This is a genomic window from Paenibacillus naphthalenovorans (assembly GCF_900099895.1).
Lineage (GTDB): Bacteria > Bacillota > Bacilli > Paenibacillales > NBRC-103111 > Paenibacillus_G > Paenibacillus_G naphthalenovorans.
On the sequence record NZ_FNDY01000004.1, the window covers coordinates 254,482 to 270,556 of the forward strand.

Consider the following 16,075-nt stretch of genomic DNA (forward strand, 5'->3'; position numbering starts at 1 on the left):
CACCTAGAGGCCCTCCTCCCACTCGGTCAGATTTATGCGAATCGGTTCCGGAAGATGACCCCGCCGCACTTTCCCTTTGGATAATCCGTTCAAACCGTAGGAAAGCTTCTCACCCCCCAGTTCGACGAGCTTGACGGGCTTTTCCTCTCCCGGCTCGAACCGGACGGCCGTGCCCGCGGGGATATCCAACCGCATGCCGAACGCTTGCTGCCGATCAAATCGAAGTGCGCGGTTCACTTCAAAAAAATGGTAATGCGATCCTACTTGAACAGGCCGATCTCCGGTATTGATGACGATGAGGTCCGATTTTTCTTTCCCCGCGTTCAACTCGATCGATCCGGCTTTTACCCGATATTCTCCAGGTACCATAGCCATTCCCCTCTCTTCGAGATCATTAATGATATTGAAATACGGCTAATATGAATGTCATGGATCAAGCGCCCGTTAGCGCCGGATCGGCTGATGAACTGTGACCAGCTTCGTCCCGTCCGGAAACGTCGCCTCCACCTGCACTTCATGAATCATCTCCGGAACGCCTTCCATGACTTGCCCGGCTTTCAAAATCGTGGTGCCAAACTGCATGAGTTGGGCCACCGTCATGCCATCCCGGGCGCCCTCCATAATTTCCGAGGTAATCAGCGCCACGCTTTCGGGGTAGTTCAGCTTGACGCCGCGGGCAAGCCGCCTGCGGGCCACGTCGGCCGCCACGGTAATGAGCAGCTTTTCCTTCTCCCTTTCCGTCAGGTACATGTTACACCTCCTAAAAACACGAATATTACCGTCTCAATAGGTTTATTATATTCGCGATTTGTGCGAGTGTAAATATTTTATGTAAATTTTTATTACATAAATCCAGAATGAAAATATGTATTTTACCTTTTTTTTACTTGAATTGAAATATAAAATCTTACATTATCGGCTTATTCACAGCAAAAATTTTAATAACCTCAAAATTATGTTATTTATATTGACACTCAAATGACATTTGAATATGATTAGGCATGTAGCTCACAAAATCCAAAATTTGGGGGAGTGAATCAAATGAAACCAATTCAGAAAAGTTTATCAGTTCTCATGACCGTCAGTCTCTCGCTCGCTGTATTGTTAGCTGGCTGCGCCTCGGGGTCCGCTCCGGCGACAGCCCCGGACTCCGGAACCGCACCCGGAACCAGCTCGGAAGCCCCTAAGGATAGCGGCGACAACACCGTTCCCGTAGGCGTGCTTCACTCCTTGACAGGTACCATGTCCATCAGTGAAGTATCCGTTCGCGACTCTACAATCATGGCGATCGAGGAAATTAATCAGGCGGGCGGCGTGCTGGGCAAGCAGCTCAAACCCATCGTGGAAGATGGAGCATCCGACTGGCCGACATTCGCCGAGAAAACGAAGAAATTGCTGCAGAAGGATAAAGCCGTCGTCATCTTCGGCGGTTGGACATCGGCCAGCCGCAAGGCGGTTCTTCCCGTTGTGGAGCAAAATAAAGGACTTTTCTTCTATCGGGTTCAATATGAGGGCCTGGAGGCATCCCCTAATATTTTCTACACCGGAGCGACGACGAACCAACAAATTGTACCGGCGGTTACGTGGCTGCTGCAGAACAAAGGCAAGAAGTTCTTCCTGCTCGGCTCCGACTATGTCTTTCCGAGAACGGCTAACAAAATCATCAAGGAACAGCTGAAGGCGGAGGGCGGCACGCTGATCGCAGAAGAATACACGCCACTCGGACATACCGATTACAATACGATCATCAGCAAAATCAAGAAGGATAAGCCGGACGTTGTATTCAACACATTGAACGGCGACAGCAACGTGGCCTTCTTCAAACAGCTGAAAGACGCGGGCATTACCGCCCAGGACCTAACCACGTTGTCTGTCAGCGTGGCCGAAGAAGAAATCCGCGGCATCGGAGCCTCCGTGCTCGAGGGCCATTACGCGGCGTGGAATTATTTTCAAACCACGAATACCCCCGAGAATACCAAATTCGTGGAAGCATACAAAGCCAAATACGGCAATGACCGCGTAACGGGCGACCCAATCGAGGCAGGCTATTTCGGCGTCTATCTTTGGGCCGAAGCCGTGAAGAAAGCCGGGTCCTTCCAGGCGGATAAAGTCAGGGAAGCGGCCAAAGGACTTGAGTTCAACGCTCCGGGCGGTAAAGTAAAGATCGACGGCGACAATCAGCATGTCTACAAAACGGTGCGCATCGGTCAAATCCAGGCGGACGGACAGTTCAAAGAGGTGTGGAACTCCGGGCAACCGGTCAAGCCGGATCCGTTCCTTACCACCTACCCATGGGGAGCGGAAGTGACGAAGAAATAAAAACCTCCAACGGTAATCATTCTAAAATGAACGTCCCTATTTCATATTTCTCCGAATCCAAATTCCGCTTTTCTGTTGTTTTAACGATATCGGGGACTGCCTGAAGGCAGTCCTCTGTTTTCCGACATACACTCCTTGTCAAGGAAAGGGAGGTTATTCCATGAGCTTGCTCCTGCTTCAATTGTTCAACGGCATTTCGCTCAGCTCCATTTTGCTTTTGATCGCACTCGGGCTTGCCATCACCTTCGGCTTGATGAACATCATCAACATGGCTCACGGCGAATTCATCATGATCGGCGCCTATATGGCCTATATGATTCAGCAGCTGTTCCAAAAAGCGCTGCCGCCTTCGGCTTTCGGCTATTATTTCGTGCTTTCGCTGTTTGTGGCTTTTGCCGTTGCGGCGGCCATCGGCTGGCTGCTCGAGAAAGCGCTGATCCGCTACCTGTACGGCCGTCCGCTCGACAGCCTGCTGGCGACATGGGGCGTCAGCCTTGTGCTGCAGCAGTTGGCCCGGACTATCTTCGGCGCCCCGAACGTTGCCGTGAAAGCCCCGGAGTGGCTCGAAGGCGGCCTTGCGCTCACCGCCGAATTGACCCTTCCTTATAAACGATTGTTTATTATCGGCCTCGTCATCGTTTGCATGACGGCAATATACCTTTACTTGTACCATACCCGGGGCGGCCGCAGCATGCAGGCCGTCATGCAGAACCGAAGCATGGCCTCCTGCCTCGGCATTTCAACCCAGCGGATCGACGGCCTCGGATTCGCCCTTGGCTCCGGCATGGCCGGTATCGCCGGCTGTGCACTGACCCTGCTCGGGCCGATCGGTCCTTCGATTGGGACCTATTACATCGTCGACGCTTTTATGGTCGTTGTTCTCGGGGGCATCGGCAAGCTGATCGGCACGGTGGCAGGAGCGCTCGGCATCGGAGTCCTGAGCACGGCATTCGAGTATACCACCAGCGCCACCCTCGGGAAGGTCATTGTGTTCACGCTGATTATTGCGTTCCTGCAGTGGAAGCCGTCCGGACTCGCCACCATGAAATCACGGGCGCTTGATTAATGCTGCGGCCCATAGGCCGCCCCCGCAACAAACCAAGCAAAGGAGTGCTGGACCATGACTTTGTTGTCCATCAGCAATACGAAAATAAAAATTGCCCTCAGTCTCGTCTTACTTGCCGTCATGCTGCTTTCGCCTATGTTTTTATCGGAATTCCGGCTCGGGCTGCTGGGTAAATTTCTCGCCTTCGCCATTCTGGCCATGGGGCTTGACCTGATCTGGGGCTATACGGGCATTCTCAGCCTGGGACACGGCGTATATTTCGGACTCGGCGCCTATGGCATGGCGATGCATCTGAAGCTCGCCGCCTCCCAGGGCGGGCTGCCGGATTTTATGTCGTGGAGCGGCGTTGAAACACTTCCGTGGTTTTGGGTGCCGTTTCAATCCGCAGGCGCGGCGGTAGCGCTGGCTTTGATCGTGCCGATGGCGGTCGCCTTCGTGCTCGGTTACCTCACGTTCCGCAATCGGATCCGCGGTGCTTTTTTCTCCATTTTGTCCCAAGCGCTTGTGATCATCACCGTCACTCTATTCGTCGGTCAACAGGGATGGATCGGCGGAACGAACGGGTTGACCGGCTTCGATACCTTCTTGGGGCTGAAGCTCGGCGAGTCTTCCACGAAGCTTGCGCTCTACTATGTCACGGTAGTCGTTCTGGGCCTCACGCTGCTGCTCTGCCTGTGGCTCGCCGGGAGCCGCCTCGGCAAAATATTGGTTGCCGTGCGCGATGCCGAGAACCGCGTCCGCTTCATCGGCTACAATCCCGTAGCCTATAAAGTGTTCATATACTGCGTCTCCGCAGGGCTGGCCGGGCTGGCAGGGATGCTGTTCATCCTGCAGGAAGGCATCATCTCTCCGGCACAGATGGGCATCGTTCCCTCCATCGAAATGGTCCTCTGGGTAGCGGTCGGCGGCCGTGCCACCATCTACGGAGCCGTCATCGGAGCTATCGCCGCCAATGCCGCCAAAACGACGTTCAGCGAAGCTTATCCGGAATGGTGGCCGATTATAATGGGGGCCATGTTTATCGTCGTTACCCTTTTCCTGCCCAAAGGTATTGTCGGAACCCTCAAGGATTTGTTTGAAAAATGGGGCCGGAGCAGACAGGCACTCGCGCCAACAGCAGCCGTTCCCGCTCCCGGACCGCTGGGCTACACCGAACTCGAAAAACCGCAATAAGGAGGTAATGGCGATGCCGTATAACGAAACTTCACCCAGAATAAACGCACGGACTCCGATTATCCGCGTGGAGGAGCTGGAGGTCAGCTTTGACGGATTCAAAGCCATTCGCGGACTGAACTTTTCTCTTGAAGCCGGTGAGCTCCGGTTTTTGATAGGCCCTAATGGCGCCGGCAAAACGACGCTTCTCGACGTGCTCTGCGGCAAGGTTAAACCGTCCAAAGGCAAGGTGCTGTTCAAAGGACAAACCGATTTGTCCAAATACCAGGAGCACCAAATCGCTCAGCTGGGCATCGGCAGGAAGTTTCAAGCTCCTTCGATCTTCGGGACGCTGACAGTGGAGGAAAATATGCTGTTGTCCATGCGCCAGAAGCGCGGTCTGCTCAGTACGCTGCTCGCGAAGACGACAAAGGAGCAGCGCTCCAGGCTTCAGCAGGATCTGGAGATGATCGGTCTGGCGGGCAAGGCTAAAGATAAGGCAGGCTCGCTCTCTCACGGTGAAAAGCAGTGGCTCGAGATTGGCATGCTGCTCATTCAGGAGCCGGAGCTGCTGCTTCTCGACGAGCCGGCGGCCGGCATGACCGACAGCGAGACGGAAAAAACCGGCGAGCTGCTGCACCGCATCAACAGCCGTCAAACCGTGGTCGTGGTGGAGCACGACATGGAATTCGTGCGCCGATTCGCCAAAACGGTGACCGTCATGCATGAAGGTACCGTACTTCGCGAAGGATCGATGCAGGATATTCAGGAAGACGATAAAGTGGCCGAAGTTTATCTGGGAAAGCGGGGCGAACGGCATGATTGAAGCTGACGGGAAATTGGAGCTGACAGGCCTTGAAGCCGGGTATGGCGAAAGCATGATCCTGCGGGATGTGTCGCTGAAAGTAGAGCCCGGCCAGGTCGTGTGTCTTATGGGACGCAACGGCGTAGGCAAAACGACACTGATGAAAACGATCATGGGCCTAATCAAGCCGAAGAAGGGAACGATCCGCTACGCCGGACACGATTATACGTCCCGATCGCCGGATCGCCGTGCGCGGGCGGGAATCGGTTATGTTCCGCAGGGCCGGGACATCTTCCCGCAGCTCACCGTAGAGCAAAATCTCCTGCTGGGACTGGAGGCCGCGAGCGCCAAGGTACGTAAAGCGGGCATTCCGGAATCGGTATATGAGAAATTCCCTGTGCTGAAGGAAATGCTGTACCGCAAAGGCGGGGACCTGAGCGGCGGTCAGCAGCAGCAGTTGTCCATCGCCCGCGCGCTCGTTTCCGAGCCGAAGCTTCTCCTGCTTGACGAACCGATGGAAGGCATCCAGCCGTCCATCGTGCTGGATATCGAATGCGTAATCGAATCGATTAAGGACGACAAGCAGATGGCTGTACTGCTGGTCGAACAAAGCCTGACATTCGCAACAAGCATCGCCGACTATTGCTATGTGCTGGATAAGGGCACCATCGTCGCCGAGGGAAGCTCCGATACGCTTAGTGAGGAGCAGGTGCGCAGGCACCTGGCCGTATGAACCGCGGGAAGATTTGACCCGCGGGTCTTTTTTATCCCTTGCTCATTGTTGGCGCCATCATCTGCCGGCGGCTTATGTCTCAATCAAGCGGGAGGGGTAACGGACTGATGGTCCGCTGCTCCTCCTTGCTTTTTGGATTTATCAAAACAATCCTTATCATGTGTCACCAAACTACAGCCTACTCCATACAATGGATTGTGCATGAGCCTAAGCCCGCGAAGCAAGAAGTAATCCCACTCCGATATGGCTGTTCTGCAACGAAAATCAGCCGGACGCCCGTTACCTTTATTCCTTCCCGTTAGGCCAGTTCCAGGTAATGAAGTCCGCCCGCCACTGACGGGCCTGTTTCGGGAACGATTGCTTCTTCCCCTTTCGGGGCTGGTGTCTGTCTATGATTTAGCATGAATCCAGCAGCAAAGCTGCGAGCATCTGAAGGAGGTTTTATTCAACTATGTACAGCAATCCTAATAAAACAGGTGTAAGTCCCTATGGCGGTTACGGCATTCCGAACTACGGTCCCGCTCCTGCGGCGGTACAGCCTAACGTCCAGCCATTGCTGCAGGCGAACGTTCCGGCGGCCACACTTGGCGTTCAGCAATGGAGTCAGCCCAACGTTCAAGCCGGGGGACTGATTTCTCCGTTGGGCGCGCCGTCCGCCGCACCTATAGGAGCACCGGGGTCTATGGGGCAGCTCCCGCTCGAGCAATCTTTCATCGAGAATATATTGCGCCTGAATCTTGGCAAAATCGGTACGTTCTACATGACTTACGAGAACAACTCTCAATGGAACGCCAAAATCTTCAAGGGCAGAATTGAAGCGGCCGGCCGTGACCACATCATTATCAGCGATCCACAGACGGGAACGCGCTATCTGCTTCTGATGGTCAACCTCGATTATGTTACCTTCGACGAGGAGCTTCAGTATACTTATCCGTACACGGCACCTGCACCTTCGGCCCGATAAACCGGAGCCAGGGGATTGTCCCATAAGTCGTTATGACTGCGGGGCGGTCCCCTGGCTGTTTGGTTTGGGCATAAGAAAAAACCGTTCTTCTTATAATATAGCTCCAATGGAGACTTCTTCACACAAGTACTAACCGGCGTTGGCCCGGGTCTTCGTTTCCTGTCCCGATGATTCAGGCAGCTTCTTTTTTTTAAAAACTAAATCTATATCCCTATCAAAACAATGAGCCGATTCATATCCTACACTATCAAATAAAGGAGGCATAAATATGAAAAATCGAAAATTAGGCAAAGGGGCAATCCAACTAAGCTCCATAAGCGGCAAGAGAAAGAAAATCAAAAAGCGTAGAAATACAAGCGATGCTCACGGTACTCGAGTAATTCGAAAAACCAAAGGGGCTCATAATTACAAAAAAAGTAAGCGAAAGTCGCATGGCATTCATAACTCCCAAGGCTCCCAAGGTATACAGGACGTCGAATACGGTTATCAGGGTACTCCAGGCTATCAAGACTCCAATCGTACCCGGGGTGCCCACGGCACGCAGGGGGTTCAAGGAGGAAGGAGCACACGCGACTTTCACGGCTCCCAAGGTCCGCAAAGCAACCAGGACGTTTATTACGGCTATCAGGGCATTCCAGGATACCAAGGCACGCGAAACAATCAGGATGGATATTACGGTTACCCGGCCAATCCGGGCTCCCAAGGTCCACAGAACACTCAGGACGTCTATTACGGCTACCAAGGCACTCCTGGCTACCAGGGCGCTCCTGGCTATCAAGACTCCCGCCGTACCCAAGGCACTTCAGGCACCCACCGTACCCGAGGTGCCCGGGGTACCCGCAGCACTCAAGGCGTTCAGCGTAACAAAGGCTAGACATTATAAGGTTGTGGAGTCGGCGCAGAGGGCGCTTTCTCATCAGAGGCTGCCATTAGGCTGAATTTCAGCACAGCAGCCGGCGTTGAGGCGTGAACCGGGGATCGTGCGACCAGTACAGCTGTGCACGAAAGTGCAGATCCGGATAAGAGCCTGGCCATTGGCCAGGTTTTTCATAACTTATAAACAGGAGAAGTTACCGCTGGAGCTGCCTGTTCGGCATATCGTTATTCAGACCATATGCTTAACGTCAATTCCTTAAACCGGGATGCTACCGTCTCCGCAGGGGAGAACATCAGCCCGGCTGGATCGCCACCGAAAAAATAACATGGGGGACAGGCATAAGGGAATGAATATTATGCACAACAATGTGAATACCGTGATGGATGAAGATGTTATCGATACCCCTGTCATCCAGCAAAATCTTCGCAGAATCACAACGGATCTAACGGATAATTAACGGCTCCATCAAATCGTTATCCATAACCACATGTTGGCCGTGCTCGGACACATTATCCTTCCCCTTCATGCTTCCGGGGATATGAAAAAAACTGTACCGGCCCCAAACCGCCGGTACAGTTCAATATGGGATTTACGATATAGTCCAGTAAAAAAAATGCCTACTCCAGATTGGCATGTCGGCCAAACATGGTTCCGGAGTCCAATCCCTTCTTCTCCATCAGCTTCAATATGACGGCATCGCAAAATAATAACAGCGTCTGCTCGAATAAAGCTCCCATCGGCTGGATGGTGATGTAGCCCCCGTCCGACCGGTCTTTGGGCGAACCCGGCAATTTCACGATGATATCCGATAAAGTCCCGATGGTCGAATCCGGGGAAATCGTGATCGTCGCGACGGTTCCCTCCAGGCTTTTGGCTTTCTGAGCCATAGGCACCAAGCTTTTCGTCTCTCCCGAACCGGAACCGATGATGAACAGGTCCCCTTTTTCCAGGTTGGGAGTTACGGTTTCGCCAACGACATAAGCTTCAAAGCCCATTTGCATCAGCCGCATCGCGAAGGACTTCATCATCAGTCCGGACCGGCCTGCTCCAGCCACGAAAATTTTCCTGGATTCAAGGATTCCTTTCGACAGCTTTTCCGCTTGTTCATCGGCGATAAGGTTTACCGAACGCTCCAACTCTTGAATGATCTTGGCAAAATACTGCGTCGTTTGCATAATGCTTATGCACCTTGCTTGATCAATTTTTGCATTTCGGCTGCTGCCGCCTTTTTATCTTCTTGTCCGGTAATCCCGCCGCCTACAATAACCAGATCCGGCTGCGCTTTGATCACTTCCGGCAATGTGCTCAGCTTGATGCCGCCTGCAATCGCCGTTTTGGCGTTTTTGACCACACGCTTGATTTTCTTCAGGTCTTCAAAGGAGTTTTGTCCGACGGCCTGAAGATCGTACCCTGTGTGTACGCAAATGTAGTCTACGCCCATAGCGTCGAGTTCTTTGGCGCGTCCTTCGATGTCTTTAATGCCGATCATGTCGACCAGGATTTGTTTCTTTTGTTTTCTCGCCTCTTCTACAGCACCCTTGATGCTCATATCTTCAGCTGCCGCCAGTACCGTAATGATGTCTGCGCCCGCCTCGGAAGCTTTCATCACTTCATATCCGGCTGCATCCATAATTTTCAGGTCGGCCAATACCGTCAAGGAAGGGAAGGCTTCCTTGATTTCTTTTACCGCTCTTAATCCTTCATTGATCACAACCGGCGTACCGATTTCTACAATATCGATATGCTCCTGCACTTCGGCTACCAGCTGCTTTGCTCCAGGAATATCTACCAGGTCCAATGCTAATTGTAATTTCATTTTTCTTCTCTCCTCTAACCATTTTGTTTTTTAATTTTCATGGCAGCTATAATATATTATTTTGCCCTTAGTTCGCTGCATTAACCTGCTTAATGAATTCCTTCATCAGCTGCGGAAGATCGTTCCAGGCATGACCGGAAACCAGATTGCGGTCAACGTGGAAACGCGTCTCGATATATTTTGCACCCGCTGCTTCCACTTCCGGACGGCAAGCGAAGTAGGCTGTCATTTCGCGGCCTTTAATCTCATCGGCGATAACGGATAACGCCTGGCTGGCATGGCACAGAATCATAATCGGTTTATCCTGCTTGAAGAAGTGGCTTGCGATCCGGGCAAAATCTTTATGAAGGCGAATATGCTCGGGAGCTCGTCCGCCCGGAATGATCAAGGCATCGAATTCTTCCGGATTAATGTTCTCGAATGAAGCGTGAGCCTCAATATTGTATCCTTTTTTCTCGGTAAAGGTTTGCCAGTCTTCAAAATCGTGAACTACCGTAGCCAGTACTTTTTTATCTGTAGGGGAAGCGATGACCACCTCGTATCCCTCTTCCAAACAGCGATAATAAGGATAGTATACTTCTAATGCTTCTACAGCATCTCCAGTTAAAATCAATACTTTTTTGGACATTTGTTTCACTCTCCTTTATCATAATAACTACAATGTACATTTTATATCGCGGGAAGAGATTAAAGAAGAATGCACTTTTTTGTGCGCTGGTTACAAAAAAGTTACTATTAAAAGATTAGGAGAATACGATGTCGGATCTAAGAAAAGAAATTTTAGATAAAATCAATAACGGCGATTTCAATTGCGAAAAAGAATTAACTTTGGCGATTATCAGCGGAAAGTGGAAAATCACCATCCTCTGGCATTTGGGAAGAGAGGGCGCTCACCGCTTCAGCGAGCTTCAAAGACTTTTCCCAAAAATTACGCATAAAATGCTGACGAGCCAGCTGAAGGAATTGATCGATGACGGAATTGTCCATCGCGAGGTGTTTCCTGAAGTGCCTCCAAGAGTAGAATACTCGATGACCGAGCTTGGGATGACGCTGATGCCGATTATTGAAATGATGTATGAATGGGGCAAAAAGAGAATCAAGGATATCCAAAATTCAGAGCATATCATCAGGTCTTCCGGCTCATCCAACTGAAAAAAGTTGACCGGCCCCCAAGGGTCCGGTCAACTTTTTCTCAGATTGGCATCCATGATCCATTCATTTATGCCTGTACAGGGACTTTGCTTTTTTCCACGGCGTGCCCGCCAAACTCATTTCTTAAAGCAGCCACCACTTTGCCTGTAAAGGTATCTTGATCCAAGGAGCGGTAGCGCATCAATAAAGACATGGCAATGACCGGCGTGGCTGTCTGAAGATCCAGGGCTTCCTCCACCGTCCACTTCCCTTCTCCGGAGGAATGCATCACACCCTTAATCTCATCCAGCCTGGCATCCTTCGAAAATGCGCGTTCGGTCAATTCCATTAGCCATGACCGGATCACGGACCCGTGATTCCATACTCTGGCCACCTGCTCATAATCAAAGTCGAACCCGCTTTTCTCAAGGACTTCGAAGCCTTCTCCGATGGCCGCCATCATTCCGTATTCAATCCCGTTATGGACCATTTTCAGATAATGGCCGCTGCCGGCTTTGCCAGCATACAGGTACCCGTTTTCCACTGCAGTATCACGGAAGACCGGCTCCACCACGCGCCATGCTTCAGGGTCGCCACCAACCATATAGCATGCCCCATGACGGGCTCCTTCCATTCCTCCGGAAGTCCCGGCATCCATAAAATAGATTCCGGCTTGCTTCAGCTGATTGTATCGGCGGATGGATTCCTTATAGTGTGAATTTCCCGCCTCGATGACAATATCGCCTTTGGTCAAAAACGGTGTAAGCTCATCCAGTACGGAGTCCACCACGGCATGAGGAACCATGATCCAGATGATCCTTGGCAGCTGTAATGAATGAACGAGCTGCTCCAGGCTTTCCGCACCTTGAGCACCATATGCTTGAAGCTTTTTTACGGCATCTGTATTCAAATCGAACGCCACGACTTCATGTTTGCGGTCGATCAGATTTTGACCCAAATTGAATCCCATTTTACCTAAACCGACTAATCCGATTTTCATGCGATTCCTACCTCCTGTCTTAGCTTTCCCTATTCGCGTAATTATATTGCAGCCAGCTTATACAACTCCCGGGCTTCCGGTGTTTCGTCATGCCACCAGTGAAATCCCTGCTCTTCCAATAGAGCATCAGCCATGGCCGGACCAAACGAACCGGCAGGATAAACATGAAGCGGCAGGAGATTTTCTTCGAAGGCCTCGACAAGGGGCTGAACCCATTTCCATGCCAATTCGACCTCTTCCCAGTGGGCGAAAAACGTCGCATCGCCTTTCAAAGCATCGAATAAAAGCAGTTCATACGCTTCCGGCATCTGATCGGACGGCACCGAGAAATCCAAGGTAACCGGCTCCATCCGTCCGTTTTTCAATGGATTCCTGCCGTTGAGCTGCAGCGTAATTTTTTCATCCGGATTGATTTGAATTGTCAACAGGTTAGGCATCCGGTCTGCATCCGCGTTCTGTTCCTTTAATCTGTCTTTGAACTCAAGGACGATCCGTGTAGACTTTTCCTTCATGCGTTTTCCCGTCCGAATATAAATGGGGACGTCCTTCCAGAAAAATTCGTCAATCCATAACCGGGCGGCGACAAATGTATCGGTCATCGAGGCGGCATCCACTCCGGGTTCATCCCGATAGGCAGGGACGGCTTGACCGTGAATTTCCCCCGCTCCATACTGACCGCGCACTACGTGCCGGGCCGCCTCCGTTTTGCATATCGGCCGGAGAGACTTCAACAGGCTGCTCTTTTGCTTACGGACATTTTGTTCCGTGACGGGAGTCGGCAGATGCATAGCCGTCATCATCAGCAGCTGCAGCATGTGATTTTGAAACATATCCCGGATCGCTCCGGCGCCTTCATAGTAACCGGCCCTCTCCTCTACACCCACCGTTTCGCTGGCGGTAATCTGAATATTGGCAATGTATTGATTGCTCCAAAGCGCCTTCAGAACAGGATTCGCCGGAATTAGGGTTTCCAGGTTCTGAACCATTGGCTTGCCGAGGTAATGATCGATGCGATAAATTTCGTCTTCCTCAAAAGCCTGATTCAGCTTGGCGTTCAGCTTCCGGGCCGACGGCAAATCATGTCCGAACGGTTTCTCGATAATAAGACGTTTCCAGCCTCTGCCGCTCCCCAAGCCGCTCTCCTTGATATTCAAGGCGATCACGTCAAAAAATTCGGGCGCAACCGACAGATAGAACATCCGGTTCTCCGGAATGTTGAGCTCCTTTTCTCTTTCTTCAATCCGCTTAAGCAGTTCCCGGTATCCCTCCGGTTTCGTCACATCCATATCCAAATAACGGAAGTTCCGGAGAAATGGCTCTACCTGGGAGCGGTCTTCAGGCTTACGCCTTGAAAAAGTGTGCAGCGATTGTTCGACATAGGCCTCAAATTCCTCATCCGACAACGGCTTGCGTCCCAGGTTAATGACCGAAAAAGCTTGCGGCAGCTTTTGCTCCAGAAACAGGTTGTACAGCGCCGGGAATAATTTTCTTTTGGCCAAATCACCGGTCGAACCAAACAACACAAAGGTCATGGCATCCATGGATTTCACCTTCTTTTTTCTGATTTTCGTGTAAAAAACAGCTTTCCGGGCCATTTCTTGTTTCGGAAAAATAAGTCCTCACTATAGTAAGCGAGGACTAAGATCATGTTTCAGCCTTGCGTATGGAGTCTGTAACCCATCCGCTTGAACAGAAGCCGGCGATTAAGCTTGCTTGATCAATGCTTGCATTTCGGCTGCTGCCGCTTTTTTATCTTCTTGTCCGGTAATCCCGCCGCCTACGATAACCAGATCCGGCTGCGCTTTGATCACTTCCGGCAATGTGCTCAGCTTGATGCCGCCTGCAATCGCCGTTTTGGCGTTTTTGACCACACGCTTGATTTTCTTCAGGTCTTCAAAGGAGTTTTGTCCGACGGCCTGAAGATCGTACCCTGTGTGTACGCAAATGTAGTCTACGCCCATAGCGTCGAGTTCTTTGGCGCGTCCTTCGATGTCTTTAATGCCAATCATGTCGACCAGGATTTGTTTCTTTTGCTTTCTCGCCTCTTCTACAGCGCCTTTGATGCTCATATCTTCAGCTGCCGCAAGCACCGTAATGATGTCTGCGCCCGCCTCGGATGCTTTCATCACTTCATATCCGGCTGCATCCATAATTTTTAGGTCGGCCAATACCGTCAAGGAAGGGAAGGCTTCCTTGATTTCTTTTACCGCTCTTAATCCTTCATTGATCACAACCGGCGTACCGATTTCTACAATATCGATATGCTCCTGCACTTCGGCTACCAGCTGCTTTGCTCCAGGAATATCTACCAGGTCCAATGCTAATTGTAACTTCATTTCTGCTTCTCTCCTTATGTCTATATAATTTTTGGTTTGTAAGCCAAAACAAGATAAGATGGCGAATCTGTTCATTTGCAGCCCCGGCCAGGAACCATAATGCCTTGTCTTTATTGAAGACAGCTTTATTGTAGGTCCGTTTTTTCAAAAAAGGAAGTACGCACTTTTAAGTAGTGAAGTAACAAATAGGATACTTTTGGCCTATAACAGCAGTTCTCCATGCCTTGGCAAAATCTGCGGGGCTTTATTACCGCAGAGCCTTGGCCCGTCATTTCGGCTTGTACCCGCTTGACATATGAGTCTTCAATACTTATGATACAACTATCATTGTTACCGATCAGTAACATCCTAAATGGTGGCCTCATTGAACCGTTTCGGATATTTGGAAAGCCCAGCGGCGCAGGAGACATGTTGAATGACAAACCTCAATGCAAAAAAGCCGAAACCGGCCTTCTCAAAAAGAAAACGAGTGCCGAGCGCTCAAGCCCAGGAATATATCCTTCAGGCCGCCGGTGAGCTGTTCTACAAAGAAGGCATCCGTGCGGTAAGTGTGGATTCTGTTGTGGAACAGGCAGGCATGAATAAAATGACCCTGTATCGTCAATTTTCCTCCAAAGATGAACTGATTCTGGCCTATTTGGACAGGCAAAGCAAGCAGTTTTGGGAGGAATGGGAAGCAAGCCTTGCGAAGCATCCTCATCAGCCAAGACGTCAAATCATTCAATTGTTTACGGATTTGGCCGATAAATCATCCGTTATCGGTTATCGCGGGTGCTGTTTCAGCCATATCGCCACAGAATTTCCCGATCCTGAGCATCCCGCCCGCCAATTGGTTTTTGCTCACAAAAAGGCAGTTATTCAGAAGCTCGTGGAGTTAACAAAAGCGATGAATGCACCCGATCCGGAGATTTTAGCCCATTCACTGGCCCTTTGGATCGAGGGTGCTTACGCGGCCAGCCAAACCTTCGGGGCCGACAGCGACACCATCCGGATGCTTCCCGTCATCGTAGAGAAGCTGCTGGATGAAGCCGCACCACATTAACGATGAAAGAAGATGAGAACATATGACTGGTGTAAACAACCAACTGGAGTTAGCGACATTTGCAGGCGGCTGCTTCTGGTGTATGGTCAAGCCGTTTGACGAACAGCCGGGCATTGTCAAGATCGTGTCGGGCTATACAGGCGGTCATGTAGAGTACCCGACCTATGAGGAAGTATGTTCGAATACGACGGGGCACTATGAGGCTGTCCAAATTACATTCGATCCAACGCTCTTTCCCTACGAACGGTTACTGGAGCTGTTCTGGCAGCAGATCGATCCCACAGATGTATCGGCATAAACATGCACATATTGTTGATGTACAAAAATAATATTAAAAAAGCAAGGAAATCTATTGATCTATCAATGAATTTTGAGAGATTGATAGATTTTTTTCTTTTAAATGATTGTACATATTGTTCTCTTGGATTAAGATGGAATTATTATAGATCATATTGTTGGGTGTGAGCGAATTTATGTACACAAATGTAGTGCCTATTGAAGAGACCCAAAGATTTAAGTTTGCGGTGGACACTGTTTGGATAGATTGGTTTACGAAAAAAAATGGCGAACAAGTTAAAAAGCAAATGGCGATCATCTGCCTTCGTGATGTGGAAAAAAACGCGGATATTGTACACCCTATAACCGACTACATATTATCTCAATATAAATCGAAATCGTATAACACTCAGAGGAAGCATGCCAAGAATGTCACCATGTTTCTTAACCATATTCTCTTGAACCTGAATCCGTGATAGTTCTTCTGTGAAAAAGAAGAAAAAGAAAGGAAATCGCATCTCCGATGGTGAATTTTAAAGGAACCATGAATGATCCACT

The 16,075-nt window shown here is 50.5% G+C and carries 17 protein-coding genes and 1 pseudogene; 10 read left to right on the forward strand and 8 right to left on the reverse strand.

Annotation, left to right across the window (positions count from 1 at the left end; all coding sequences use genetic code 11):
• Positions 1-3: 3 nt before the first annotated feature.
• Positions 4-369 (reverse strand): urease subunit beta, encoded by a 366-nt coding sequence (locus BLT35_RS06550; RefSeq protein WP_054817063.1) that lies wholly within the window; start codon positions 367-369, stop codon positions 4-6.
• A gap of 75 nt (positions 370-444) precedes the next feature.
• Complete coding sequence (locus tag BLT35_RS06555; RefSeq protein ID WP_062406683.1) at positions 445-750, reverse strand: urease subunit gamma; 306 nt, start codon at positions 748-750, stop codon at positions 445-447.
• A gap of 291 nt (positions 751-1,041) precedes the next feature.
• Here BLT35_RS06555 and urtA point away from each other — a divergent pair, with 291 nt between their 5' ends.
• The 7 genes from urtA (at position 1,042) to BLT35_RS06590 (ending at position 7,913) form a co-directional block, all read left to right on the forward strand.
• Positions 1,042-2,319: an urea ABC transporter substrate-binding protein gene (urtA, locus tag BLT35_RS06560; RefSeq protein ID WP_074727330.1), complete on the forward strand. Its 1,278-nt coding sequence runs from the start codon at positions 1,042-1,044 to the stop codon at positions 2,317-2,319.
• A gap of 160 nt (positions 2,320-2,479) precedes the next feature.
• Complete coding sequence (gene urtB / locus BLT35_RS06565; RefSeq protein WP_062406679.1) at positions 2,480-3,385, forward strand: urea ABC transporter permease subunit UrtB; 906 nt, start codon at positions 2,480-2,482, stop codon at positions 3,383-3,385.
• 54 nt (positions 3,386-3,439) lie between these two features.
• Positions 3,440-4,558, forward strand: a complete 1,119-nt coding sequence (gene urtC / locus BLT35_RS06570) for an urea ABC transporter permease subunit UrtC (protein WP_062406677.1) — start codon at positions 3,440-3,442, stop codon at positions 4,556-4,558.
• Between the two features lie 7 nt (positions 4,559-4,565).
• Positions 4,566-5,363, forward strand: a complete 798-nt coding sequence (urtD, locus tag BLT35_RS06575) for an urea ABC transporter ATP-binding protein UrtD (protein ID WP_062406675.1) — start codon at positions 4,566-4,568, stop codon at positions 5,361-5,363.
• Complete coding sequence (urtE, locus tag BLT35_RS06580; protein ID WP_074727331.1) at positions 5,356-6,075, forward strand: urea ABC transporter ATP-binding subunit UrtE; 720 nt, start codon at positions 5,356-5,358, stop codon at positions 6,073-6,075. The genes urtD and urtE overlap by 8 nt, the downstream gene beginning before the upstream one ends.
• Before the next feature lie 451 nt (positions 6,076-6,526).
• Entirely contained in the window at positions 6,527-7,039 is a 513-nt protein-coding gene (gene gerQ / locus BLT35_RS06585) for a spore coat protein GerQ (protein WP_074727332.1), read from the forward strand.
• Positions 7,040-7,307: 268 nt separating this feature from the next.
• Positions 7,308-7,913, forward strand: coding sequence for a hypothetical protein (locus BLT35_RS06590; protein WP_139170775.1), 606 nt, complete (start codon positions 7,308-7,310; stop codon positions 7,911-7,913).
• A 620-nt stretch (positions 7,914-8,533) separates the two neighbouring features.
• On the opposite strand, the gene hxlB is transcribed toward BLT35_RS06590, so the two are convergent.
• From hxlB to BLT35_RS06605, 3 genes are all read right to left on the reverse strand, one after another.
• A complete protein-coding gene (gene hxlB, locus BLT35_RS06595) occupies positions 8,534-9,091 on the reverse strand; it encodes a 6-phospho-3-hexuloisomerase (protein WP_054817166.1) in 558 nt (185 codons plus the stop codon).
• A 5-nt stretch (positions 9,092-9,096) separates the two neighbouring features.
• Entirely contained in the window at positions 9,097-9,732 is a 636-nt protein-coding gene (hxlA, locus tag BLT35_RS06600) for a 3-hexulose-6-phosphate synthase (protein WP_062406667.1), read from the reverse strand.
• A 67-nt stretch (positions 9,733-9,799) separates the two neighbouring features.
• Positions 9,800-10,360 (reverse strand): DJ-1/PfpI family protein, encoded by a 561-nt coding sequence (locus BLT35_RS06605; RefSeq protein ID WP_062406664.1) that lies wholly within the window; start codon positions 10,358-10,360, stop codon positions 9,800-9,802.
• Between the two features lie 128 nt (positions 10,361-10,488).
• Here BLT35_RS06605 and BLT35_RS06610 point away from each other — a divergent pair, with 128 nt between their 5' ends.
• Positions 10,489-10,884 carry a winged helix-turn-helix transcriptional regulator gene (locus BLT35_RS06610; protein ID WP_054820334.1) on the forward strand — a complete coding sequence of 132 codons (396 nt, stop codon included), beginning with the start codon at positions 10,489-10,491 and terminating at the stop codon, positions 10,882-10,884.
• A gap of 67 nt (positions 10,885-10,951) precedes the next feature.
• Here BLT35_RS06610 and gnd read toward each other — a convergent pair whose 3' ends face one another.
• The 3 genes from gnd to hxlA (BLT35_RS06625) all read right to left on the reverse strand — a co-directional run bounded on the left by gnd (position 10,952) and on the right by hxlA (BLT35_RS06625) (position 14,199).
• Positions 10,952-11,863: a phosphogluconate dehydrogenase (NAD(+)-dependent, decarboxylating) gene (gnd, locus tag BLT35_RS06615; protein WP_074727334.1), complete on the reverse strand. Its 912-nt coding sequence runs from the start codon at positions 11,861-11,863 to the stop codon at positions 10,952-10,954.
• Positions 11,864-11,904: 41 nt separating this feature from the next.
• Positions 11,905-13,404, reverse strand: a complete 1,500-nt coding sequence (zwf, locus tag BLT35_RS06620; protein ID WP_074727349.1) for a glucose-6-phosphate dehydrogenase — start codon at positions 13,402-13,404, stop codon at positions 11,905-11,907.
• A 162-nt stretch (positions 13,405-13,566) separates the two neighbouring features.
• Positions 13,567-14,199, reverse strand: a complete 633-nt coding sequence (gene hxlA, locus BLT35_RS06625; protein ID WP_062406658.1) for a 3-hexulose-6-phosphate synthase — start codon at positions 14,197-14,199, stop codon at positions 13,567-13,569.
• 415 nt (positions 14,200-14,614) lie between these two features.
• Between hxlA (BLT35_RS06625) and BLT35_RS06630 the strand changes: the two genes are divergently transcribed.
• Both BLT35_RS06630 and msrA read left to right on the forward strand, forming a co-directional pair.
• Complete coding sequence (locus BLT35_RS06630; protein WP_074727335.1) at positions 14,615-15,241, forward strand: TetR/AcrR family transcriptional regulator; 627 nt, start codon at positions 14,615-14,617, stop codon at positions 15,239-15,241.
• Positions 15,242-15,263: 22 nt separating this feature from the next.
• Positions 15,264-15,527: pseudogene (gene msrA, locus BLT35_RS06635) on the forward strand (peptide-methionine (S)-S-oxide reductase MsrA); the annotation flags it as partial.
• Positions 15,528-16,075: the final 548 nt, after the last annotated feature.